Source organism: Anabaena sp. PCC 7938, from assembly GCF_049315035.1.
GTDB classification, from domain to species: domain Bacteria; phylum Cyanobacteriota; class Cyanobacteriia; order Cyanobacteriales; family Nostocaceae; genus Anabaena; species Anabaena cylindrica.
The window spans coordinates 2,717,851-2,741,669 of record NZ_CP186034.1 but is presented as its reverse complement, the minus strand read 5'-3'; the positions used below and the strand labels follow the sequence as shown (position 1 = coordinate 2,741,669).

Here is a 23,819-nt window from a genome sequence, read left to right as displayed (position 1 = left end):
AGGAGTTTAGACTAAATCTTTTTTGTAGGCTCAAACCCTTTCTATATAAGGCTTATGACTTACAATAAATTGAAAATCCTCACAGCCTTTCCTAGAGATAGAAATCTGATCAAATTGCGCTAATAGTTAAACCCTTTTTATCAAGCTGTTAGGGAACACCAGAAAATAAATTATTCAATCTTGTGGGATGGGCAGGATGCCCATCCTTGATAATTTGCGGGCTTTTCGGCCCGCACCACAAGAAATTTTTGTACATTTTTTTATTTGGAAGTTCTTTATGGGTATTGATCACGTACCAACACTCGTGTTAAAATATGTAGTGACAAATAGAATCTAAATTATATATTTTGAGTCCCATTTTGATTAACCAGGAGCATCAAAAATGCCAATAGGACTACCTGAATTTGTGGAAAACCCAGAAAATCGTTGTCCTGTAATTCTTCTACTTGATACTTCTGGTTCAATGTCAGGGCTACCTATTCAGGAGTTAAATCGAGGTTTGGCAGCTTTTAAAGAAGATGTTTTAAAAGATGCTCAAGCTTCCCTCAGCGTAGAAGTTGCTATTGTCACTTTTGCCCCTGTGCGAATGATGCAAGATTTTGTGACTATTGATAATTTTACAACCCCCAAGCTAGAAGCAGAGGGTGGTACACCAATAGGTGAAGCAATAGAATACGCTTTGGATTTGTTGGAAACTCGCAAACAGACTTATAAAAATAACGGCATACTCTATTATCGTCCTTGGATATTTTTAATTACTGATGGTGCGCCTACAGATTATTGGCAAAGTGCAGCGCAAAGAGTGAGAGAAGCAGAAGAACAACGCCGAATGTTGTTTTTTACTGTTGGTGTCCAGGGTGCGGATATGAATAAACTCAGAGAAATTGCACCTCCTGAACGTCCTCCAGTGATGCTAAATGGCTTAGATTTTCGCTCTTTATTTGTTTGGCTTTCCACTTCCATGAAACGGGTTTCTAGTGGCAAAGTAGGGGAAGCTGTTGCATTACCGCCGGTTGGATGGGGTCAAATTACCAGCTAGATTGAGAGGATTTATTTATTGTGGGTTGGAAAGCAATTGTTCGTTCTGCAACGGGAACGAGTCATCAAGAGCAAAAAATACCTTGTCAAGACTATGGAGATTATCGCATTTTTAATGATGTGATTGTGGGCGCGGTTGCTGATGGTGCAGGAAGTGCTAAATATTCTCAAATTGGCTCTAAATTAGCAGTAGAAACTGTGATTAAGTACTTTGACGATATTAATGAATATCCTCATAAGTTAGGTTTTTCTCAACCACTTTCTCAACCAGAAGCTCAAGATTTTTTTGCTAAAATTGTCAATCAAGTTATCGCCAAATTACACAATCAAGCAGACACAAAAACTTACTCTGTTAATGATTTAGCTTGTACACTTTTGGTTTTTATTGCGTCTTCTGAATGGATTGCAACTATGCAAATTGGGGACGGATTTATTGTAGTGCGTTCCCAAGACTCAGAATATGAATTGTTGTTTGAACCTAACAAAGGTGAATTTTTCAACGAAACGACTTTTATCACTTCAGCTAATGCACTAGATGAAATGCAAGTGAGGGTTATTTCAGGACAGCAAGAGTTTATTTGTGCTTCTACTGATGGACTAGAAAAAGTAGCAATTCGCTTGAGTGATTGGCAACCTTTTCCGCCATTTTTTAAACCTTTTGAAGAATATTTACGAGAAATAAATAATCCAGAAGATGATGATCATTATATTATTGATTTCCTCAATTCGGAACGGCTAAATTCTCGTACTGATGATGATAAAACTTTGCTTTTGTGCCTTTTTGAATAGGATGAAATTTGTTTTGAAAAAACTGTAGGTTAATTTGTTCGCTTTCTTCGTTGCAAAGCAATAGAATGAAACCCAACATTTTCAATATTTCTGAGATTTTGTTGGGTTTCCCATAGCCTCAACCTAATCTACACATTTTAGGATTTTAGGAATATATTTCAGCAAGCCCTAATTAAACCTAATTAAAATTATATGACAGTTCTCACCTGTGCCAGTACGGGAAAATCAATTACTCTGTTAGGTGAATCTATAGATAGTGGTGAAGCGAAAGTTTGGCAAACTAATCTCAATGGTTATTTAGCTAAAATTTATCATTTACCAACACCTGAACGATTGCAAAAACTAACGGTAATGATATCGTATCCACCAACTGATCCCAATTCCCACCTGAATCATATTTCTTTTGCTTGGCCTAAGTCATTGCTGAAAGATGCTAATGGTAATTATGTGGGTTTTTTGATGCCAGAAGTGAAGAATGCCAGACAACTTATTGATATTTATAATCCACAGCGTTGTCAGAAGTTAAAACTTGGTATTAATTGGCATTTTCTACACGTAACAGCATTAAATATTGCCTCATTTATTGCGGCAATTCATGATTCTGGATATGTGTTAGGAGATATTAAGCCACAAAATATTTTAGTTAATAATCGCGCTTTACCTTCAGTTATTGATACAGATTCTTTTCAGGTTAAAAATCCTAAAAATGGAAAAGTTTATCGTTGTTTAGTAGGTTCAGATGGTTATACACCACCAGAGTTGATTGGTGCAGATATTGCTAGTATTGAACAAACAGAAATACATGATAGATTTCGGTTAGCAGTAATTATCTATCAATTATTATTTGGTGGTAATAGTCCTTTTCAGGGAAAGTGGATAGGTGCGGGGGAACCTCCAGAAGTTAATGAACTTATCCGCCAGGGTTTATGGTTATATAGTTCAAATAGTTTAATTCAATCTGTAGAGAGAACAATTACTCTTGATATTGTTCATCCAGAGTTAAAAAAATATTTTTTAAAATGCTTTAATGATGGTTATCAAAATCCTAATTTACGTCCTACCGCTAAGGAATGGATGACAGCTTTAAAGGTTGCTAGTAATGAGCTAAATGTCTGTGAAATGGTAGATAGTCATTATTATAGCCGAACTTACGGTAAGTGTTATTGGTGCGATCGCTCTACAAAACTCGGTATTGATATATTTGGGGTTAATAAACCAAAAGAACTACCTGCTATTCATGCCACTACGGTAGCAGGAATCCTGACTATCACTGGACATTCCAACTCTATCAATTCCATAGTATACAGTCCAGATGGCAATACTCTTGCTAGTGCTGGTCGTGATCAGGTGATCAAATTGTGGAATACTTCTACAGGAGGGTTAATCAAGATTCTGACTGGCCATTCTGACTGGATTAATTCCCTCGCATACAACCCAGATGGTAAAATCCTGATTAGTGGTAGTCGTGATAAAACTATCAAAGTGTGGAATGTCTCTACAGGTAGGGAAATACGCATTCTCGCTGGACATAACAACTCTGTTTGTTTCCTCAGCTATAGTCCAGATGGTAATACTCTTGCTAGTGGTAGTGCTGACAAGACTATCAAACTATGGAATGTGTCCACTGGTAAGGTCATAATTACTCTGAAAGAACATTCTGACTCGGTGCTTTCCTTAGCCTATAGTCCAGATGGTCATACTCTTGCTAGTGGTAGTGCTGATAACACTATCAAACTGTGGAATATCTCCACTGGTAAGGTAATTCTCACATTGATAGGACATGATAATTGGGTTCGTTCTTTAGCTTATAGTCCAGATGGTAAAATTCTTGCTAGTGGGAGTTCTGATAACACTATCAAACTGTGGAATATCTCCACTGGTAAAGTTATATTCACACTTACAGGACATTCTGATTCTGTTCCTTCCTTAGCTTACAGTCCAGATGGTAAAATTCTGGCTAGTGCTAGTGGTGATAAAACTATCAAACTTTGGAATGCGTCTACCGGATGGGAAATAAACACTCTTGAAGGACATTCTAACTCAGTTCGTTCTTTAGCTTATAGTCCAGATGGTAAAATTCTTGCTAGTGGAAGTGCTGATAATAGCATTAAAATTTGGCCGCTACTATCACAAACCATTTACTCACGAAAATCTACTCCCAAATCAAAACCAGTTCGTTCACGAAAATCTACTCCACAATCAAAACCAGTTAGTTCACGAACATCTACTTCCAAATCAAAAGCATTTTTCAAACCTAGTATACTAGTCAGGAATAAGCAACGCAATCAAGGATTCTGGAGTGTTATTTTTTTGTTTTGCTTACTGGGTTTTTCCTATTTTCTTACTGTTGCAAATAATAATAAGAATAATCAAACACCGAATTTCCCTATTGAAGAAATACCAGGAGGTAGTATTTTATAATGAGGAATTGCGATTCCACTGGATACTTGGCTCAGACTCACTCAAGTTGGTTAGGCTCAGTGACAATATCTCCATCCGGCAAGATAGTATTGCAGAAGAAAGCACCATACATCTCAGCACAGTACCAGTCAGCACCTTCCAAGTTGGCATCTTGCAAGTTGACTTCCTCCATACGACTAACCCTCAAGTCAGCCCCACTGAGATTAGCTCCACTGAGATTAGCATTTCTCAAATCGGCAGCATACAAGCAAACTCCACTAAGGTCAGTTCCACTCAGATTGACTCCACTCAAATTAGCATTTCTGAGATTAATCCCAACAAAATTTCTTTCGCCAGTAGCATAACGTTGCAACAACTCTTCAGCATCCATAATATAAGTTTCTCATCAAATAACACATATAACTCTAACCTACTCACCATCTGGAACACCTTCAACTTTACCTTCTTTTCCACCGACCTACCCACAGGACAACTAGCCGAAGCCCAAATCACCAATATTTCCGGTGATAGCCAGGGGAAACGCATCTAATTTTTTTTGACAAAATGTAACTTATATGGATAGATAAAAAAGGTAGTATTACAAGGGTAATATCTAGTTAAAAAATATTAATAATCATCCTCATTTTACCCAGATATTTGTATAGGTGCATTAACTGAATTTTAACGTAAGGATTCAGGATATAGAATGTTTGATATAGCAGGGAACAGGTAACGGAAGAGAGAAATATTCTTATTCCTTCTTTCTCCTGACTCCTGACTCCTGACTCCTGACTCCTTACATTTTAACGCACCATAAAAGCTAAGAAAAATTTACGCTGCAAGTATTTACTAAACTTGCTACCAATTTTAGCCCGAATTCTTCTTCAAACACTCCTTTTTTATAATCTAAATTCCACAGTTCTAAGGCGCAATCATCACCTAGACTAGAAGGAAAAATCAGCATTTTCAATTCATGTACATTGGGAAAATATTCACATTGCACGCGAGAGACTGCCCCAATTTGTCTTCTATCTAAAGCTACTGCTAATCTTAAAATTGCACTCAATTGACATACCATTTGCCGATGTTCTTTATGTAATAAATTACGGTAGTTTTCGTGCTTTTTCTTGGGTGCAGATTTACGGTGATAACGGGCTAAATTAGCGATGATTTCGATCTCGGTTTCGTTGTAACCAAGTAATTCACCATTTCTAATTAAATAGTATGAATGTTTGTGGTGTGAGGAATGACTGATGTAATGTCCGCAATTATGTAAAATGGCAGCAGCCCAGAGTAATTGTCTTTCGTCTTTACCCCAATTATGTAGTTTACCTTGACTTTGATCAAATATACTCAATGCAAATGCAGCAACGCGATCGCTATGCTCCAGGTTAATTTGGTATTTTTTGGCAATTTTCAGCACATTACGCTGTCTAATCGAACCTTGATAGCGCAATCTGTTGTCAATTAAACCATGTGTCAGCATCCAATCTACAATCACACCTTCCCGCAAGGATCGCTCACAGAGTGTGACTGTATCCACATCTAACAGGGTCATAGCTTCTTGTAATATTATTGCCCCAGCTAGTATCACTTCTGACCGCTTATCTGGCATTCCTGCAATTGCTGCGCGTTCTACATTCGTCATCCGTCGCAATCTAGTTACCCATGTCCGCAAGTCTTGAAGACTAAATTGATAACCGTTGAGAGTAGAAGGGACAAGACCCATTTTTTCTTTAGCATGAATTGTTGCTAAAGTTTCAATTGTGCCAGATGTTCCTACTAACTGCGGAGATTCACCAGGTTGGAGTTTAGAAAGTACATCTTCTACAGAACGTTCTAACATCCCTCTTGCGTAAGCTTGCAAGTATTTAAACTGAATATCGCTAATGGGGTCTGTGCTGATTAATTCCCCAGTCAAGCGCACTGCACCTACTTTGGTACTGGTGAGGCTACGGGGTTCTTGGGAGTCACCTAAAATTAATTCTGTAGAACCACCACCAATATCAACAATGATATGCGGTTGGTGATTAAATTCCATCCCCGATAACACGCCTAAATAGATGCGTCGTGCTTCTTCTTGACCAGAAATCAAGTCAATGGTTAAGCCTATTTCTGTTTCTACTCTATGTAAAAAATCTTGACCGTTGGGTGCTTCACGGACGGCGCTAGTTGCTACGGCGATAATGCTTTCTGCTTCTAGGCTTTTAGCGAGTTCTTGGAAACGTCCTAAACAAGCGATCGCTTTTTTGATCACTTCTGGTTTCAGTTCTCCAGTCTCCAAATTGCGATCGCCTAATCTGACTGTTTCTTTTTCTTTAGCAATCATCGTAAAAGCTGGTAAAGCCGGTTCAATCCTCACTATCACCATGTGTAAGGAATTAGTACCAATATCAATGGCCGCAATAATCGGGTTTTGCTTAACTGGTTGAGTAGGTGTACTCTCCCAATTAGCTGAAACTAAATTCAGCATTTAAATTACTCTCTCTTAACAACATATGGTCAAACTTTGTGTCGGTTTAATCCGCACTCAATACTTATTACTGGCAATCTACAGGCTTGTCAGGTTAATTGTTTGGTAACATTACCCACAATTTAGAATAGGAATTTGTATCCAAAGCTGCAACTTCACTTTATGTGTTGGTGGTGTTCAAATAAGGATATTCTATAGATGTGAAGATATATGAATCGATCAAATATGCTAAAAACATCAGAAAATGACCAAAAACCATTATGGCTTGTAATTATCCAGCTATTACGGTGGCATAAACCAGAAGGCAGATTGATTTTGATGATCCCTGCACTGTGGGCTGTGTTTTTAGCATCTGCTGGTAAACCACCTTTACCCTTAGTGGGGGTAATTATATTAGGTACTTTAGCCACAAGTGCCGCAGGTTGTGTTGTCAACGATTTATGGGATCGAGATATAGATCCGCAAGTAGAGAGAACACGCGATCGCCCCCTTGCTTCTCGCTCTCTTTCTGTAAAAGTTGGTATAGGAGTTGGTATCGTTGCCCTAGCCTGTGCAGCAGTCCTCGCTTTCTATCTTAACCCATTGAGTTTTTGGCTATCTGTAGCAGCAGTACCCGTAATATTACTTTATCCAGGGGCAAAACGGGTGTTTCCTGTACCGCAATTAGTGCTTTCCATCGCTTGGGGTTTTGCGGTTTTAATTAGCTGGAGTGCAGTCACACAAAACATTTCCGCACCCACTTGGTTGCTGTGGGGGGCAACGGTTCTATGGACATTGGGATTTGATACAATTTATGCAATGAGCGATCGGGAAGATGATCAACGTATTGGCATCAATTCTAGCGCCCTGTTTTTTGGTAAATACTCCCCTACAGCTATTGGCATTTTCTTCGTTGGTACTGTCATTCTCCTAGCTGGTATCGGTGTTTTAGTTCATCTCAATACAGCTTTCTGGATCAGCTTAATAATTGCTACTTTTGGCTGGTTATGGCAATCTCTGCAATTAAGAAACCCAGAACTACCCAATCCAGTTTATGGTGAAATGTTTCGTCAAAATGTTTGGATAGGTTTCTTAATTCTAGCAGGTATGATTGTCGGTTCTTTTTAAATACTTAGGGCTTGATGAATAAAGCTGAAATCGCTTATTGATAAGAGTTTCGTGAATTTTTATCACAATAAAGTGCAAGATTTTAGCTGATGGTGTCTCAAAACAGGTGCATTTTTCCTAGTCGAATTTGGGAAACTGAGGATATGAAAATGCCTAAAACTGTTCCCTGTTCCCTGCCCTCATAGATAACTTTTTCAGCAAACCCTAATTATATGTTTGATCGGCAAAGTAATTGCAAACTCTGTCCCTTGGGTAATAGCCGAAACAACTTCTATTTTACCTTTGTGTTTTTCAATTATCTGATAACAAATACTCAGTCCTAAGCCAGTACCTTTACCAACTGGCTTAGTAGTGAAAAAAGGATCAAATAGCTTATTGATAATTTCTGCTGGAATTCCTAATCCATTATCTCTAATTTTGACTTGAATATGATTATCGTCTACCTTTGATGTACTTATCAATATTTGTTTATTGGGTTGCTCCTTATGATCAATTAGCGCATCTATTGCATTACTTAGAATATTCATAAACACTTGATTGAGTTGGGCTGGATAACAATCAATTAAGGGGAGATTACCATAATTTTTAATAACCACCACTTCTCTATTAAGTCGATGATTTAAAATTAATAAAGTATTATTAATCCCTTCATGAATATCTACATCCTTGATTTCAGATTCATCTAATCGAGAAAAATTACGCAACGACAAAACAATTTCCCGAATGCGTTGAGCGCCCATTCTGATAGAAGAAAGCATTTTCGACAAATCTTCATTGAGAAATTCTAAATCAATTTCGGCAATTTTTTCCTCAATTATCAAATTTTCATGAGGATATTGTTGCTGATATAAATTTATTAAATCAACTAAATCTTGCAGATAATCTTCAGTATATTGAATATTGCCATAAATAAAGTTAACAGGATTATTAATTTCATGAGCTATTCCCGCTACCATTTCCCCCAGAGAAGACATTTTTTCAGTTTGAATTAATTGTCCTTGAGTATCTTTTAATTCTTGCAGTGCTTGTTGGAGTTCCTGGGTTCTTTCTTCTACCCTTTGTTCTAAAGTTCGCTGTGCTTGTTGGAGTTCCTGGGTTCTTTCTTCTACCCTTTGCTCTAAAATTTTACGAGCTAACTCGAGTTGTTGAGTATATTCCCCCACCCATTCCACTAATCTATTTAAAGATTTTGCTAATGTACCTACCTCATCATTACTGCTCACATCAGCCCTGAGTTGAAAATTCGACTCTTCGGTAATTTTTCTAGCAGTTCGAGTAACTGCTTTTAGAGGGTGGGTAATTAATTTAGTAGTAAAAAATGCCAGTATTGCTGCCATTATAGAAGAAAGAAATATACTTCCTAAAATAATTTGTATTCGCAGTTTCTCTGCATTTTTAAAACTAACATTTGATTGTTTTCTTTGAATATCAGCACGTTGGATAACGACAATTAAATCATCTGACAATTGCTCAAATTTAATATTAATATCACGATATTTTTTGTTATTTAATAATGATATTAGCTTTTGCTCGGAAGAATTATCTATTTCTTCTAGTGATAAATTATTTGATCCTATTTGTAACCAAAAATTTTCAACTATTTGAGTATACAAATTTGTATTTATTTTATATTTTTCTGCTAAAGTAGTTAAATCATGATTGTTTATTGCCAAGCTATGGGGATTGGCTTTAATAAAATTTTTCAACTCAGATAATTGCTTATTAACCAGAGAAATATCACTCAAAAATCTATTTTTTTCTAATTCAAACCAAATAGAACTATCTAATACAGTAGCTAATCTTTGTGGGTGCAATCTTACTGTTATTACTGCATTTTTTAAATCTTGTAAAAGTGACTGTTGTTGATAAGATAAAAATAATTGATTTTGAGCAGTTCTTTCATAATGATTTGCAATCACCAAGCCGCTAAACGTCCCAATTGCAGCAATGCTAATTGTGATAGTGTAACCATAACTAATTTTTTCAGCTATGTTCCAGTTATTGCTTAAGTAACTGAACCACAAAAACACACCTTTAATTTTTTGCTTGGCAACATCTATCATTCATTGAGCGATTATTTATTGTAAAAAATTTCCCTGTCCAAGTTTTTGATAAACTTCACGAATCATATTATATTCCGAATCGTCGGTTCTAACTAGCTGCCCTCCTTGATATTTTTGGTTAGCTGGAGCAACTAACAGACTCTGAATCAGTTTATCCTGATTTGCCATCATACGCGATCGCACGGTTTCTACAAAATCAGCTGCCATCTGGTTACTAACCACAAATACATCACTAGGCAGTAATGGCCCTGTAACAATTATAGAAAAATCCTGCTCAGACAAGCCTTCACTTGCTAGAATATTCTGGTATCTATCCGATGCAACTGCCCAGGCATCAACTTCTCCTTTTTTTAAAGCGACTATACCCTTATCGTTTAACATCACAATTTTGAAGTCTGTATTTGGATCTAATCCCGCATCAATGAGCAACTTCATAGGAGAAAGATGGCCAGAAGTTGAACCAATACTTCGCATAGCAATTGTTTTGCCTTTTAATTGACTTACTGATTTAATGGGGCTATTGGCACGCACTAAAATAATTGAATGATAGTTAATGCGCTTAATTGCAACTACAGGAATGGCTTTGGCTCTGGCATTTAAAACTAAGTATTCTGAAGGGCCAGCAAACACAATATCCACCTCTCCCGATAGCAAAGCAGGTGCGGCCGCCGTAGGATTATCCACAGGGAAAAATTCAATAGGTATACCTAATACTTCTGATAAAGCCGTGCGAAAGGCTCCAAAATCACGCTGCAAATCTTCAAGCCCAGTCACATCTGTAACTGCAAATCTTAATTTTTTCGGCGCTGTAACTGCTAACTGATCTGGCGTATCATCAGCAGTATTAATCCCAGATGCACAACCGACAGTAAAAAGTAAAGAATACCATATCAACTTACGGCGTTTCATACATTAAATTCAATTATGGTTATAACGGGTAATTTTTTCAGGTCTATTTCGCCAATCTCTAATTGGGAAGATTCATGGATTTATTAAAATTTGGTATTAATTTGTTACTTAAATCACCGCATTATTATACCTCACCGTAGCAACTCGTAAGGTTAAGGCAAGGTTATTATTATAGTAATTGATTCATTAATCATAAAAAAATGTGCCAGTTGCGTAAGTCCTGAAATCTTGCCTCTTTTTATTCTTGATTTCATAAGCATTCTGAATTCTGACTCCTGAATTCTTACAAAATTGCCATAGTTCTTTAATCACGCAGAATAATATAAAAATCAGGATTTTTGTCAATATATTGGCAGACAGATTCAAAATTATCAGGACTATAGTTTTAATAGTTGGGATATTAATCTACAAGCTAGATTCACCCAATTAAATGAAGAAATCTCTTCTTGTAAAAATCGCCACAATAGTTTTATTCTCTTTTGGTAGCTTGAGTGTAATTGCTGGCAGTTTTCTCCTCACTAAAGCTGCTAGCAAAACTGAAACAGCACAAATAATTACTGATGCATCACGCTATCCTGAAATTCGTAATCAAAACTGGTCGGATATTGAGCCAATCAAACACTTTCCCCTCACAATACCAGATGATGCCAAAGCTGTGCGAATGGCTTACTCTCTGGGTTTGATGCAAGGAAGTAGTTTTTTACAAATTCGTTTTCAACAGCCTCCTGAACAAATTCAAAAATTACTTTCTAAATACAGTAAAATTGCTTCGCATCAATATCAAGGAGGTGATACAAACGACCATAGCCAACAAGCAAACGGTGTGCCTACCACATTTTTTTATACTGGTGAATCCAAAACTGAAGCCTTTCCCAATACTTATGAAATATTAGTATTAAAGGCACAGGCTCAAGGACAACCTGGTTTCAAATGGAATCATGGTAAAAGCTATGGAGTAGCCATTGATAGTTCAGCTTCAGAAATTGTCTATTGGCTAGAAAAGTGGTAATTTATAGCGAAATTCACAAGTAGGGGCGTATTGCAATATGCCCTTAACATTCTATAACGCAGCATAGCAGTAGCTTTAAAATAATGACCTAGTGTAAATAACCATTACACTTCGTTGCAAATTAACAAGCTAGACCCAACAACATGATAAGTTTTGATCATGTTATAAATTTGTACAAAATTTATCAAGGGGAAAACAGTGGCAATGGAATCCAACTTACTAACGGGCGCAGTTGTAGAAAACCAAGATATCAGCGAATACGTAGCTCATCTACAGTTGCACATGACGCTTCAAGCTCGCAATCTGGTTCCAACCCTCAAACAGACAATAGAAGATAGTCGTCAACAACTACTCCATCAAACCCAAGCCAACTTTGAAAAGCTAGTTTCTCGGCAAGGTTTATAGAAGCAGTAGCCATTTCCCGAAGGGTATTTTCCCTACAAAGGGTTTCGAGCAAGGCAGGATTATTTTTTACTCCTGTGTCTATTACACAGAATTTCAACCGGAATTCCCATAAAATAGGAGCAGATATTGTTGTCTCTACACCAATGGTGTACTCACAATCTCTGCTTTTTATGCTTTTTTGGTATTAAGTTACAAAAATCACTCTTTTGGAGCAATAGCTAGGAGCAGAAAGCCGTTAAGATGATTGCAGCAGTACCTCACCAATCGCAATTAGTAAAGGCTAAATGGCGGCTTGAATCAAAATGAATTCACTACTTCCTCGAAACCTCAGCGTTATAATTCGACCAGTTCAATACCGAGATTTGGACGGTATTGAACGCCTAACTCAAGATTCATTCGCAGCCCTCTCTCCTAAGAGAGCTTCTTGCACGATGGAATGGCTGCGCCATTGGTTTGGGTTACTCAAGTTTTTGAGTTGGTTCCCCAACCCATTACAATATCGCTTCTGTGGTTACGTTGCAGAACAAGGGCGGATGCTTTTGGGGATGATTCAAGTGTCACCATTTAACCGCACCCGCAGCACTTGGCGAATTGATAGGGTGATGTTAGACCAGACTGCTGACAAGCAAGGTGTAGGCTCTCAACTTTTACGCCATTGCTTTGAATCAATTTTAGAAGCTCGCACCTGGCTATTAGAAGTTAATATCAATGACATTGAAGCATTAGCGCTGTATCGGCAAAATGGATTTCAGCGGTTAGCAGAAATGACATACTGGGAAATTAGCCCAGAGTTGTTGGTTGAATTAGCACTAGCAGAACCAGACTTACCTAATCTTTTACCAGTAAGTAATGCTGATGCACCATTGCTATATCAACTAGATACAGCATCAATGCCGCCTTTGGTACGTCAGGTGTTTGACCGACACACCCACGACTTTAAAACCAGTTTATTTGGCGTTCTTTCGGATGCAGTCAAACAGTGGATGACTAAAACTGAAGTCGTTAGTGGCTATGTGTTTGAACCCCAACGCAAAGCCGCGATTGGTCATTTTCAAGTGCAACTTGACCGTAAGGGCGAAAATCCTCATGTAGCAACTTTGACGGTTCACCCGGCTTATACTTGGTTGTATCCAGAAATGTTGTCTCAACTAGCCCGTATTGCTCAAGATTTTCCTCAGCAAGGTTTGCAACTGGCTTCTTCCGATTATCAACCAGAACGTGAAGAATATTTAGAGAGAATCGGAGCCAAGCGCATAGAACATACTCTGATTATGTCGCGCTCGGTTTGGCATAAAATCCGGGAATCAAAATTGGTATCCTTAGAAGGAATTCAGTGGCCGGAAGTACTCCAAGGACTACAACCAGCACGTAAGCCGATACCAGGCGGGATGTCATGGGTTCCCAAACAACAGCAGCCCAAGTCAGACAGACCAATACCAGTTAAATCAGAAATTGTTCCTTTTGGTAGCCATAACTTTAATATGGACGCATCTAGCCAATCTGAACAAACTGACCCAATACAGGAGAACAATTAGCGTGATGCCTCAGCAGCAATCAAAGTCTTTTATATCAGCCTTGGGATTAGATGTTGGTAGTAAACGCATTGGTCTAGCAGGGTGTGATGGTACGGGTTTGATTGCTACAGGTATTATGACGATTGAGCGCAGATCCTTTAAAGAGGATGTTGAGCAAATACAACAAATAGTTAATGAGCGCCAAGTGCAACTTTTAGTTGTTGGGCTACCATATTCAATGGATGGCTCTTTAGGTTTTCAGGCTCGTCATGTGCAGAAATTTGCTAAAAGACTGTCTGAATCGCTGCAATTGCCTATGGAATATATGGATGAGCGATTAACTTCTTATCAAGCAGAACAACTGATTATTGCTGAAAACCGTTCTCCGTCACGGAATAAGGGACTGATTGACCGCAAGGCTGCTGCTTTGATTTTGCAACAATGGTTAGATGCTAGACGTAGTGCGACCAAAAGATCAGTAGCATTTGTTGAGGATTGATACCTTTTAACATGGTATTCTGAAAACTATTACTCAGCTGCATATCCAGATTTTTGGTTGACATTGACTGCCATATCACAGTCCAATAAATGCCATAGTTAGGGATATTGATAAATTTACATAATGTGACTATGTATTCCTCTGAATTTTCTGAAGAAAATGATCACGCTAATTCTGGTTCTATCACTTTGACAGATGACAAAGAGCGATCGCTTGAATGTTATATTGAGCATTCGCTCTCGGTCGATGAACAAGAATATGTTTTGCTTCTACCAGTAGATTCACCTATTGAAATCTTTGCTTGGCAAGATGAGGGTGAAGAGGAAGAAGCCGTTTTAGTGGAAGACGATGCTACAATTGACAAAATTTTTAGCACTGCCCAAGCTGTCCTCTCTGAGCAAAACCTGATCATTAAAAACACTGCCTATGCTTTGACAGTGGCAGGTGAGTTACCTCCGGTAGAAGAATCAGAACTCTTCACTTTAGAAATCGAAGATGATGAGGCCGATTTAGAACCAGAACAACTTCAGTTACTCGCCAGCTTCTATCATGAAAATCAGGAGTATGCAATTTATACTCCTCTTGATCCGCTGTTGTTTTTTGCCCGGATCACTAATACTGGCAAGCCCGAATTGCTCTCTCCTGAAGAGTTTCGCAAAGTTCAACCGCTGCTAGAAGAACATCTATTTAATGAGGTTGAATAATCAGAGTTGAAATTTAAATCCTAAGAATTAAAAAGAGCAATCTTTAATTAAGGAAGTTTCAATTTTAAAATTTTCCATTGCTAATCGAACTGCTCACGTTATGTGAATTGCTTGATTAGTAGTGGAATTTTATTCGTAAGATGTTGCAGTTATTAAAGAGTGTTTGAAAAGTTTTGGTTGGTAATTTTAGACACTTGCTAATCCCCCCTAACCCCCCTTAACAAGGGGAACTAGATTCAAAGTTCTCCTTAAAAAGGAGGATTTAGGAGGATCTCAAGTTTTTAATACATCAGCAACCACTTTTCAAACATTCTTTTAGGATCAGTATTTCCAATTCAAAATCCAAAATCTAAAATTATTATGACTTGGAACAATGTCTTACAGCCTGACTTGATTTTAGAGGGTTCAGTATTGAACTTGACTCCAGATATTATCCAGCAATATGGGCTAAAAGGGCTAGTTTTGGATGTGGATGAAACTTTAGTACCAATTACAGTCAAGGAGGCTTCCTCAGAACTGCGAGATTGGGTAGAAGAAATCCGCGCTTGTGCTGCACTGTGTTTAGTCAGCAATAACCTGAGTGAATCCCGAATTGGGAGTATTGCCCGTTCCCTTAACTTACCTTATTACCTGGGTGCTGCTAAACCTTCACGGCGTAAAATTCGATCTGCGCTTCAAGGAATGAATTTACCTGTAAATCAGGTGGGTATGGTAGGCGATCGCTTGTTTACTGATGTGATCGCAGGTAATCGTCTGGGTATGTTTACTATTTTAGTTGAACCGATTGTCCATGCTGATGCTGCCCTCCGTTCTCATCCCATCCGTAACTTTGAAGTCTGGATATCGGAGATATTAGGCGCATCTATTATTCCCAAGCAAGAGAAGGTTCACAAAGATTAGCAATCATCAGGAAACTAAATCTAAAGAAATCCTTAAGAAATCTTAAAGTTTCCTGAAAATCAGAGATTATATATACTAATAACATCAGGGTCAGCTAACAAAGACCCTAGTCGATAACAGATAAATATAAACCCGTACAGCGTCAGCCTTCACTATAGAGGGATTGGCGCTGTACAATTTTTTAGGTATTTACCCAAGTTGCAAGTCATCTAGTTGAGGCTGGTAATGGGTAATGGGTAAGTAACCGACTAATGACTAATAACTAATGACTAATGACTAATGACTAAAACAATAGTTGTAAAAATCGGCACTTCTAGCCTCACTCAACCAGAAACAGGACAATTAGCCCTTTCTACTATTGCTACTTTGACGGAAACTCTTTGCTATTTAAGGCATCAAGGGCATAATGTGATTTTGGTTTCCTCTGGTGCGGTGGGTGTGGGTTGTGCGCGTCTGGGTTTAACAGAACGTCCGAAAGCGATCGCTCTCAAACAAGCTGTAGCAGCAGTTGGCCAAGGTCGGCTCATGCGTATTTATGATGATTTATTTAGTACTTTAGAACAGCCTATAGCTCAAGTATTATTAACTAGGGCGGATTTAGTACAACGTAGTCGTTATCTTAATGCCTATAATACTTTTCAGGAATTATTGGGGCTGGGTGTAATTCCGGTGGTAAATGAAAATGATACCGTTGCTGTAGAGGAATTAAAATTTGGTGATAACGACACCCTTTCCGCTTTAGTTGCCAGTTTAGTGGAGGCAGATTGGTTATTTTTGCTGACAGATGTGGATAGATTGTATTCAGCCGATCCTCGTACTGTACCAGATGCCCGTCCTATTTCTTTAATTAGTAATATGAAAGAATTGGCAGAATTACAAATCCAAACTGGGGGACAGGGTTCACAGTGGGGTACTGGGGGGATGGTGACAAAGATTTCGGCTGCTAGAATTGCGATCGCAGCTGGAGTGAGAACTGTAATTACTCAAGGACGTTTTCCGCGCAATATTGAAAAAATTATTCAAGGGGAAGCTATAGGAACGCATTTTCAACCCCAACCAGAACCAACTTCAGCGAGGAAACGCTGGATAGCTTATGGTTTAGTGCCTACGGGTAAATTATATTTAGATGATGGGGCGATAAATGCCATCTTGCAAGCGGGAAAATCTTTGTTAGCTGCGGGAATTAAGGCTGTAGAAGGGGAGTTTGGGAATCAGGAAGCAGTGCAGTTGTGCGATCGTCATGGTAACGAAATTGCCAGAGGATTGGTTAACTATAACAGCGAAGATTTACAAAAAATTTGTGGTTGTCATTCGCGGGATATTGCAGGAATTTTGGGTTATGCGGGTGCAGAAACTGTGATTCATCGGGATAATTTGGTGTTGATTTAGGACTATTTTAAACGCAGAGGTTCGCAGCGTTTTTCTAGACTTTTCTTTACACAGTTTGGTTTGATTCTGCCCACCTAGAGGACTCCTATTTGATTTTTGATCGTTTGATACAAGACTCAGTAGGTATCCATTCTGTCTTTCCTGCTCCCTGACTACACAAGTAAATATGCCTACGGCACGCTACCGCGAACAGGAATCAAACCGGATTCATATACTTACATTATGTATGTGTCTGATAAAGACGTACTATGGTATTGATACCATGGTACTGAATTTGTCCAGTGTATTTTTACGTATCAGGACAAAACCCTATTCAAATTTTCCTAATCCCCAATTCCTAATTAAAAAATATTTCTAAAGATAGATTAAAAATGTTGCTAAGGATATAGTGATAATTTTATTTAGCGTAGTTATTTTGAATTCGATGGTTATAAGCCCAAATTAATTTGATTTAGATAAGTATATGGAATTTTCCCTGTATCCTAACCTGGACAAAATGGATGTAACCAGAATACACAAAACAAAGCTTCATTTAGCGGCTTCTAATCTCTCTAATCAACTGGCTTTAACAACTGCTTTTATTGGTTTAGTGGTTTTAATAGGATGGGTTTTTAATCTGGAGTTCCTCAAAACTTTAGAGCCACGATTGATCACAATGAAAGTAAACACTGCACTGGGTTTTATCTTCAGTGGAATATCTTTATGGTTATGGCATCAAAATAACCAGCAGAAGCAATCATCTCATGTGCAATTACTCTCTCAGGTTTTTGCGGGGCTTGTCGTACTGGTTGGTTTGCTAACTCTAATTCAGTATGGCTTCAACATCAATTTAGGAATTGATCAATTGCTAATTAAAGAAGATATTAATGCTGTTGATACTTACCATCCTGGACGGATGGCACCAAATACAGCCCTGTGCTTTTTTTGGCTTGGTTCAGCTCTAATTTTACTGCAATACAGGCTGATGAGTGTCGCCCAAAGTTTTGCTGTAGGCAGTTTTTTCACTGCTTTATTCGGGCTGATTGGCTATCTATTTGGAATTAGCTCTTTTTATAGCCTAGCGCCCTTTACTGGTATGGCAGTGCATACCAGCGTCACATTTTTGTTGTTGGGGTTAGGTATTATATTGAGTAGTCCAGAAAATGGCTGGATGCAAACAGTGATGAGTCCGTACTTTGGTGGAGTGATCGCCCGTCGCCTGTTACCTGTGGTAATCGGTGTCCCTATTCTAAGTTCAGGATTATTTTTGTCAGCTTACCGAAGTAATGTTATCCCTGGGGAGATTGGATTTTTATTGCGAGCTATTATTAATATTTTTGTTCTTGGTGTAGTAGTTTGGTGGAATGCTAGATATCTGAATACGAGTGATCATAAATATCAAAATGCTCAACAAGCACTCCAAGAAGCTTATGAAAATTTAGAAACAAAAATCCATGAGCGCACGGCTCAATTAGAGGCCGCAAATCAGGCTTTGAAAGATGGTCGTCGCCAGTTATCAAATCTAATTAATACTTTACCGGGAATTGTTTTTTCTCGCAGTGTTGATGATGAGTGCTTAATTCATAGTTTAAGTGATGGTTATTTATCTATTATCGGTTGCAGCAGAACAGATATATCTAGTTATAGCGATCGCACATTACAAGATTTGATTGTTCCAGAAGATATACCCAAAATTGTCGCTGCCATCCAAATAGCCATAGAGCAAAACAGTTCTTACGAAATAGAGTATCGCATTCGGACTCAATGTGGTGAAGAAAAATGGTTATGGGAAAAAGGCATAGAAACATCCATTGATGGACAAATACCAACCATTCAAGGATTTATCACCGAGATTACCTCTCTCAAACACACACAAGAAGCCCTAGGGGAAAGTGAAGCTAAGTTTCGGGAACTAGCCGAAAATATTCATGAAGTCTTTCATATCAACTCCGCTGATTTGAGCCAGATTTTATATATCAGTCCTGGCTATGAACAGATATGGAGACGGAGTTGCCAAAGCCTCTACCAAAACCCGAATTCTTGGAGTGAGTCTATACACCCAGATGATTGCGATCGCATCTTAGCGGCTTGCGAACGTCTGATTCAAGGAGAACCGCTGGAAGCAGAATATCGCATCATTCGCCCCCAGGGGGAAATACGTTGGATTTTTGCTCGTGTTTTCCCTATTTATAGCCTATCGGGAACAATATTGCGTCATGCAGGAATTGCTGCGGATATCACTGAACGCAAACTAGCAGAAATTGCTGTCCAACAAAGTGAAGAGCGCTACCGTTCTTTGGTAGAAGCAACAGCCCAAGTTATTTGGATCACCGATCCTCATGGGCAATTTATTACTCCCCAGGAAAGTTGGCAGGCTTTTACTGGTCAATCTTTTCTAGAATATCAAGGATGGAACTGGCAATATGCCATTCATCCTGAGGACAGAGAACGCACAAAACAAGCTTGGTCTAAGGCTCTGCAAAAGAGCGAGTTGTTTGAAAATGAATGCCGCATTCAGTCCAAAAATGGTGAATATCGCTATTTTTGGGTGCGGGCTGTACCTGTTCTGAAGACTGACGGCTCTAACTGCGAGTGGGTAGGAACTTGTACTGACATCACAAATCGCAAACAAGCTGAAAGGGAAATCCAAGAACTGAATGAACAACTAGAGACGCGAGTGCAACAACGCACAGCCCAACTCACCGCAGCCAACAAAGAACTAGAAGCATTTTCTTATTCTGTTTCCCATGATCTCCGCGCCCCATTACGCGGTTTAGATGGCTTTAGTAAAACATTGCTAGAACGTTATCAGGATCAGTTAGACGATAAAGGTAAGCACTATCTAACTCGCATTCGGGCGGGAACACAACGAATGGGAGAGCTAATTGATGATTTGCTGCAACTTTCAAGAGTAACACGCTCTCAGATGCGACATACTCAACTTAACCTGAGTGCGATCGCTCAAGAAATCGCTCAAGAACTCAGCGAAAGCAATCCTGAACGACAGGTAGAATGGCTAATTTCCCCTCATCTTACCGTCACTGGTGATCCCCGACTGTTGAGAATAGTCATGGAAAATCTTCTCAATAACGCGTGGAAGTTTACATCCGTTAAAATACAGTCACAAATCGAATTCAGCTGTACAGCTTCACATAACGAAAATGGGACAAACATAACATATTTTGTGCGCGACAATGGAGTTGGTTTTAATGAAGTTTATGTAAACAAACTTTTTCAACCATTCCAACGTCTTCATACTATCGAAGAATTTCCAGGTACAGGAATTGGTTTAGCAACTGTGCAAAGAGTCATTTTCCGCCATGGTGGCTATATCTGGGCTAATGGAGTGGTCGGAGAGGGAGCCATTTTTCACTTTACTTTGCCAGGTTAATAAAAGATTAAGTTCGGATATTCATCAATATATTTTGATCTCCTACTAAGAGACTATTTATGAAATCATCCCCTCATTTTTAGATTTTGATATTGCTACAACTTTAGCAAATCTTCAATATAAGCTCAGTAAAACTTCCTTAGTAAAAAAAAAATAGCCATCCTAATATTATTGTGAAACATACGATATACTCCAAGATCATATGACCACAAAAAATACACTACTGATTATTGAGGACAATCCTGATGATATAGAACTAACATTACTTGCATTTGAGCGAACGGGGCTACAAGAAAATGTCGTAATTGCTAGAGACGGCGTTGAAGCAATTAATTATCTATTTGCAGAAAATACTCTACCTGACTTGATTCTGTTAGATTTACAGCTACCCCGTATCGACGGATTAGAAGTTCTTCGGCAAATTCGTGCTAATTCTCGGACTAGATTGTTACCTATTGTGATTTTGACGACCTCTAATGAAGAGAGTGATCGTCTTCAAGGCTACGGTTTGGGTTGCAACAGCTATATCCGCAAACCAGTCGATTACGACCAATTTGTGAGTGTCATGCAACAGCTAGGAATGTACTGGTTGGTTCTCAACAGTCCTTCGCCCCTAACCCAATAAAGAATTTTTATGACTGAGCAAATTAAAATTCTCATTGTTGAAGATAATTTAGACGATGCAGAATTAATGGTCTTAGAATTGGAAGCGGCAAATTACAAAGTAGTTTATCAACGAGTTGACACGATTGAAGCAATGATAGCCGCTCTTGAATCTCAAGAATGGGATGTAATTTTAACAGATTATTCTATGCCTCAATTTAGTGCTGTGGCTGCACTCAGTTTGATCAAACTGCGAAAATTGGATACTCCTTTTATCGTTGTCTCCGGTTCAATCGGGGAAGAAATAGCTGTTAAATTAATGAGAGATGGCGCTCATGATTATTTGCTCAAGCATAACTTAACAAGGCTTGCTCCAGCTATTGAAAGAGAATTGCGAGAAGCTAAGGTACGATGTGAACGTAAACAGGCATTAGAGAAAGTCAAATTTTTAGCATTTTATGATGAATTAACCGGCTTACCTAATCGCAATGCAGTCTTAAATATTTTACGAAAGCAAATCCTCAAGTGCTATAAATTTGCGGTTCTATTTATAAATATTGACCAATATCGCAAAATTAAATATGGCTTTGGACACATTAAAAGTGAACAACTGCTAATTGAAGTCGCAAACCGTCTGCAAGCCAGCTTACGTCCTGGTGACTACTTAGCAAAAATGGGCAAGGATGAATTTATATTAATACTAGGAAATATCAATCATGTAAGCGAAGCAGAAACCCACGCAATAGAAATGCATCGAGTCATAGATCCTCCCTTCGCGCTAGAAGGTTTTGTAATTTATGCCTCTATTACAATTGGTGTTGTAGATTCTAGTCTTGGCTTTGATGAACCGGAAGAGTTTTATGCGGGCAGCAGAAACGGCCAACTACACTGCGAAAGAACAGGGATTACAATATCCCACGGTTGTATACAATCGCAGTATGCAAACTAGAGCTTTAGAGCGATTGCAGATGGAAACTGAACTAAGGCAAGCAATCAGCAAACAACAGTTACAACTTTTTTATCAACCCATTATTTCCCTTCATCCTTACAAAGTAGTGGGATTTGAAGCTTTGATTCGCTGGCACCATCCAGAACAAGGATGGATTTCACCGATTCAATTCATCCCCTTAGCGGAACAAACTGGGCTAATTATTCCCCTGGGCGAATGGATTTTAGAAAATGCTTGCCAACAGTTAACTATTTGGCAAAATCAGTTTTTAGATGATCTACCTCTAAGTTTGTCAATAAATCTATCAGGGGTACAGTTAAATGAAATAGGTGTAGTTCCCAACATTATTCATCATTATCAGTCTCTGAATTTACATCAAATCACACTCAAGCTGGAAATTACAGAGAGTACGCTGATGAACAACACGCAAACAGTTATCGCCAGTTTAGAAGAATTTCGCGCAGCAGGTATCCAAATTAGCATTGATGATTTTGGTACTGGTTATTCTTCTTTGTCTTATTTACGCGATTTGCCTGTTGATACTCTCAAAATTGATCGCTCTTTTGTATCGCGAATAGATAGAGATGAGCAGAACTTGGGAATTGTGCAAGCAATTATCACTTTAGCTCATACTCTAGGTTTAGATGTGATTGCCGAAGGTGTGGAAACAGTCGCACAGATGAAGCGTTTGCGATCGCTTGGCTGCAAATATGGACAAGGCTATCTATTTTCTCAGCCAATGCCATCATCTCTCCTCTCTCAATGGCTGCAAAAAGCAAACAAAGAAATAGGCTTTGCTATCGATCTATTGGGTAAATAGTAATTGGTAATTGGTTTACTACAAGTAATTATTCTCACTAATATGAATCGGATATAACAATGATTGCAGAAATATTGAATAGCGTTATGATTGTGAAACAGGCTCAAAATTAATTTTTGACTCAACTTTCATTCTAGTAATATGTTTTATGGAACTTCCAATAAATACAAACTTGCAAATATTAAAAAATAATGTTCACTCTTTCAGTCAATCAGCACAGCAACTTGGTAAGTCTTTCAAAGAAACAGCAGATTATAAAACTGATCAGGCAATTAATAAAATTACGACAACTTTAGATCAAGCTAAAGGTTCTTTAGAGGATAGTTGGCAAACCGCTACACAAATTAAAAATACCACATCAGAAACAATTGAAAATGTAATTACTCATTCTGTCAAAGATTTAATAACGCAACACCCAACATTTTTATGGATTTTACAAATACTCGGTTGGGCAAGTAATCACCCCATTATAACTTTAGTAATTCTGCTATTTATAATCGCTTTTACTTGGAGCATATTTAAAGGAATCATCCATTTAATTGAAACTGCTAGTTGGTCTATTTTAAAAATTCCCTTTCAATTGATTCAAGCTTTATTTAAAACTATTTTTTTGTCATTAAACAAATTTGGTAATTTCCAGTTAGCGAAAATTACAGATACTAACGAAAATAATTATATTTCCGTAGTAACGCCGGATGGAATAACTTACCAAAATAAACAACAAAGATTAGCAGAAATTTCTCATCGTTTAGAATCAATTCAAAAAGAACAACAGCAGCTTTTACAAGAAGCAGCTAACCTCATTGGCTCAGAAACAATAGATATATAGCAATTCCCAAGCTCATGAAATACACCCCACCCGCGCTGTCGCGCACCCT

General features: G+C 38.3%; 20 protein-coding genes. 16 read left to right on the top strand and 4 right to left on the bottom strand.

Going from position 1 to position 23,819, the window contains the following annotated elements:
- Positions 1–382: 382 nt before the first annotated feature.
- The 3 genes from ACOWPH_RS12540 (at position 383) to ACOWPH_RS12530 (ending at position 4,248) form a co-directional block, all read left to right on the top strand.
- Complete coding sequence (locus ACOWPH_RS12540; RefSeq protein ID WP_015215717.1) at positions 383–1,039, top strand: vWA domain-containing protein; 657 nt, start codon at positions 383–385, stop codon at positions 1,037–1,039.
- A 20-nt stretch (positions 1,040–1,059) separates the two neighbouring features.
- The gene (locus tag ACOWPH_RS12535) at positions 1,060–1,827 is read left to right on the top strand and encodes a PP2C family serine/threonine-protein phosphatase (protein ID WP_015215716.1); all 768 of its coding nucleotides are present in this window, start codon (positions 1,060–1,062) and stop codon (positions 1,825–1,827) included.
- 192 nt (positions 1,828–2,019) lie between these two features.
- Positions 2,020–4,248 carry a protein kinase domain-containing protein gene (locus ACOWPH_RS12530; protein ID WP_096713131.1) on the top strand — a complete coding sequence of 743 codons (2,229 nt, stop codon included), beginning with the start codon at positions 2,020–2,022 and terminating at the stop codon, positions 4,246–4,248.
- Positions 4,249–4,285: 37 nt separating this feature from the next.
- Here ACOWPH_RS12530 and ACOWPH_RS12525 read toward each other — a convergent pair whose 3' ends face one another.
- Together ACOWPH_RS12525 and ACOWPH_RS12520 are read right to left on the bottom strand one after the other, a co-directional pair.
- Positions 4,286–4,618 carry a pentapeptide repeat-containing protein gene (locus ACOWPH_RS12525; RefSeq protein WP_096713132.1) on the bottom strand — a complete coding sequence of 111 codons (333 nt, stop codon included), beginning with the start codon at positions 4,616–4,618 and terminating at the stop codon, positions 4,286–4,288.
- A 429-nt stretch (positions 4,619–5,047) separates the two neighbouring features.
- Entirely contained in the window at positions 5,048–6,700 is a 1,653-nt protein-coding gene (locus tag ACOWPH_RS12520) for a Ppx/GppA phosphatase family protein (RefSeq protein ID WP_015215714.1), read from the bottom strand.
- Positions 6,701–6,925: 225 nt separating this feature from the next.
- Here ACOWPH_RS12520 and ACOWPH_RS12515 point away from each other — a divergent pair, with 225 nt between their 5' ends.
- A complete protein-coding gene (locus ACOWPH_RS12515) occupies positions 6,926–7,807 on the top strand; it encodes a 4-hydroxybenzoate solanesyltransferase (protein WP_015215713.1) in 882 nt (293 codons plus the stop codon).
- Between the two features lie 194 nt (positions 7,808–8,001).
- On the opposite strand, the gene ACOWPH_RS12510 is transcribed toward ACOWPH_RS12515, so the two are convergent.
- Positions 8,002–9,870 (bottom strand): sensor histidine kinase, encoded by a 1,869-nt coding sequence (locus ACOWPH_RS12510; protein WP_015215712.1) that lies wholly within the window; start codon positions 9,868–9,870, stop codon positions 8,002–8,004.
- Between the two features lie 15 nt (positions 9,871–9,885).
- Positions 9,886–10,779, bottom strand: a complete 894-nt coding sequence (locus ACOWPH_RS12505) for a phosphate/phosphite/phosphonate ABC transporter substrate-binding protein (protein ID WP_015215711.1) — start codon at positions 10,777–10,779, stop codon at positions 9,886–9,888.
- A gap of 430 nt (positions 10,780–11,209) precedes the next feature.
- Between ACOWPH_RS12505 and ACOWPH_RS12500 the strand changes: the two genes are divergently transcribed.
- From ACOWPH_RS12500 to ACOWPH_RS12445, 12 genes are all read left to right on the top strand, one after another.
- Positions 11,210–11,788, top strand: a complete 579-nt coding sequence (locus ACOWPH_RS12500) for a hypothetical protein (RefSeq protein WP_015215710.1) — start codon at positions 11,210–11,212, stop codon at positions 11,786–11,788.
- A gap of 204 nt (positions 11,789–11,992) precedes the next feature.
- Positions 11,993–12,193 carry a hypothetical protein gene (locus tag ACOWPH_RS12495; RefSeq protein WP_015215709.1) on the top strand — a complete coding sequence of 67 codons (201 nt, stop codon included), beginning with the start codon at positions 11,993–11,995 and terminating at the stop codon, positions 12,191–12,193.
- A gap of 302 nt (positions 12,194–12,495) precedes the next feature.
- Positions 12,496–13,728: a GNAT family N-acetyltransferase gene (locus tag ACOWPH_RS12490; RefSeq protein ID WP_015215708.1), complete on the top strand. Its 1,233-nt coding sequence runs from the start codon at positions 12,496–12,498 to the stop codon at positions 13,726–13,728.
- A gap of 4 nt (positions 13,729–13,732) precedes the next feature.
- Positions 13,733–14,206 (top strand): Holliday junction resolvase RuvX, encoded by a 474-nt coding sequence (gene ruvX, locus ACOWPH_RS12485; RefSeq protein ID WP_015215707.1) that lies wholly within the window; start codon positions 13,733–13,735, stop codon positions 14,204–14,206.
- 131 nt (positions 14,207–14,337) lie between these two features.
- A complete protein-coding gene (locus ACOWPH_RS12480) occupies positions 14,338–14,910 on the top strand; it encodes a DUF3727 domain-containing protein (protein ID WP_015215706.1) in 573 nt (190 codons plus the stop codon).
- Between the two features lie 360 nt (positions 14,911–15,270).
- Positions 15,271–15,810 carry a YqeG family HAD IIIA-type phosphatase gene (locus tag ACOWPH_RS12475; RefSeq protein WP_015215705.1) on the top strand — a complete coding sequence of 180 codons (540 nt, stop codon included), beginning with the start codon at positions 15,271–15,273 and terminating at the stop codon, positions 15,808–15,810.
- Positions 15,811–16,089: 279 nt separating this feature from the next.
- Entirely contained in the window at positions 16,090–17,199 is a 1,110-nt protein-coding gene (gene proB, locus ACOWPH_RS12470) for a glutamate 5-kinase (protein WP_015215704.1), read from the top strand.
- Between the two features lie 463 nt (positions 17,200–17,662).
- Complete coding sequence (locus tag ACOWPH_RS12465; RefSeq protein WP_015215703.1) at positions 17,663–20,569, top strand: PAS domain-containing sensor histidine kinase; 2,907 nt, start codon at positions 17,663–17,665, stop codon at positions 20,567–20,569.
- 202 nt (positions 20,570–20,771) lie between these two features.
- Positions 20,772–21,194, top strand: a complete 423-nt coding sequence (locus ACOWPH_RS12460) for a response regulator (protein ID WP_015215702.1) — start codon at positions 20,772–20,774, stop codon at positions 21,192–21,194.
- 9 nt (positions 21,195–21,203) lie between these two features.
- A complete protein-coding gene (locus ACOWPH_RS12455) occupies positions 21,204–22,121 on the top strand; it encodes a diguanylate cyclase domain-containing protein (RefSeq protein ID WP_422665727.1) in 918 nt (305 codons plus the stop codon).
- Entirely contained in the window at positions 22,111–22,941 is an 831-nt protein-coding gene (locus ACOWPH_RS12450; RefSeq protein WP_422665726.1) for a putative bifunctional diguanylate cyclase/phosphodiesterase, read from the top strand. The genes ACOWPH_RS12455 and ACOWPH_RS12450 overlap by 11 nt, the downstream gene beginning before the upstream one ends.
- Before the next feature lie 148 nt (positions 22,942–23,089).
- Complete coding sequence (locus ACOWPH_RS12445; RefSeq protein ID WP_015215700.1) at positions 23,090–23,770, top strand: hypothetical protein; 681 nt, start codon at positions 23,090–23,092, stop codon at positions 23,768–23,770.
- Positions 23,771–23,819 lie beyond the last annotated feature (49 nt).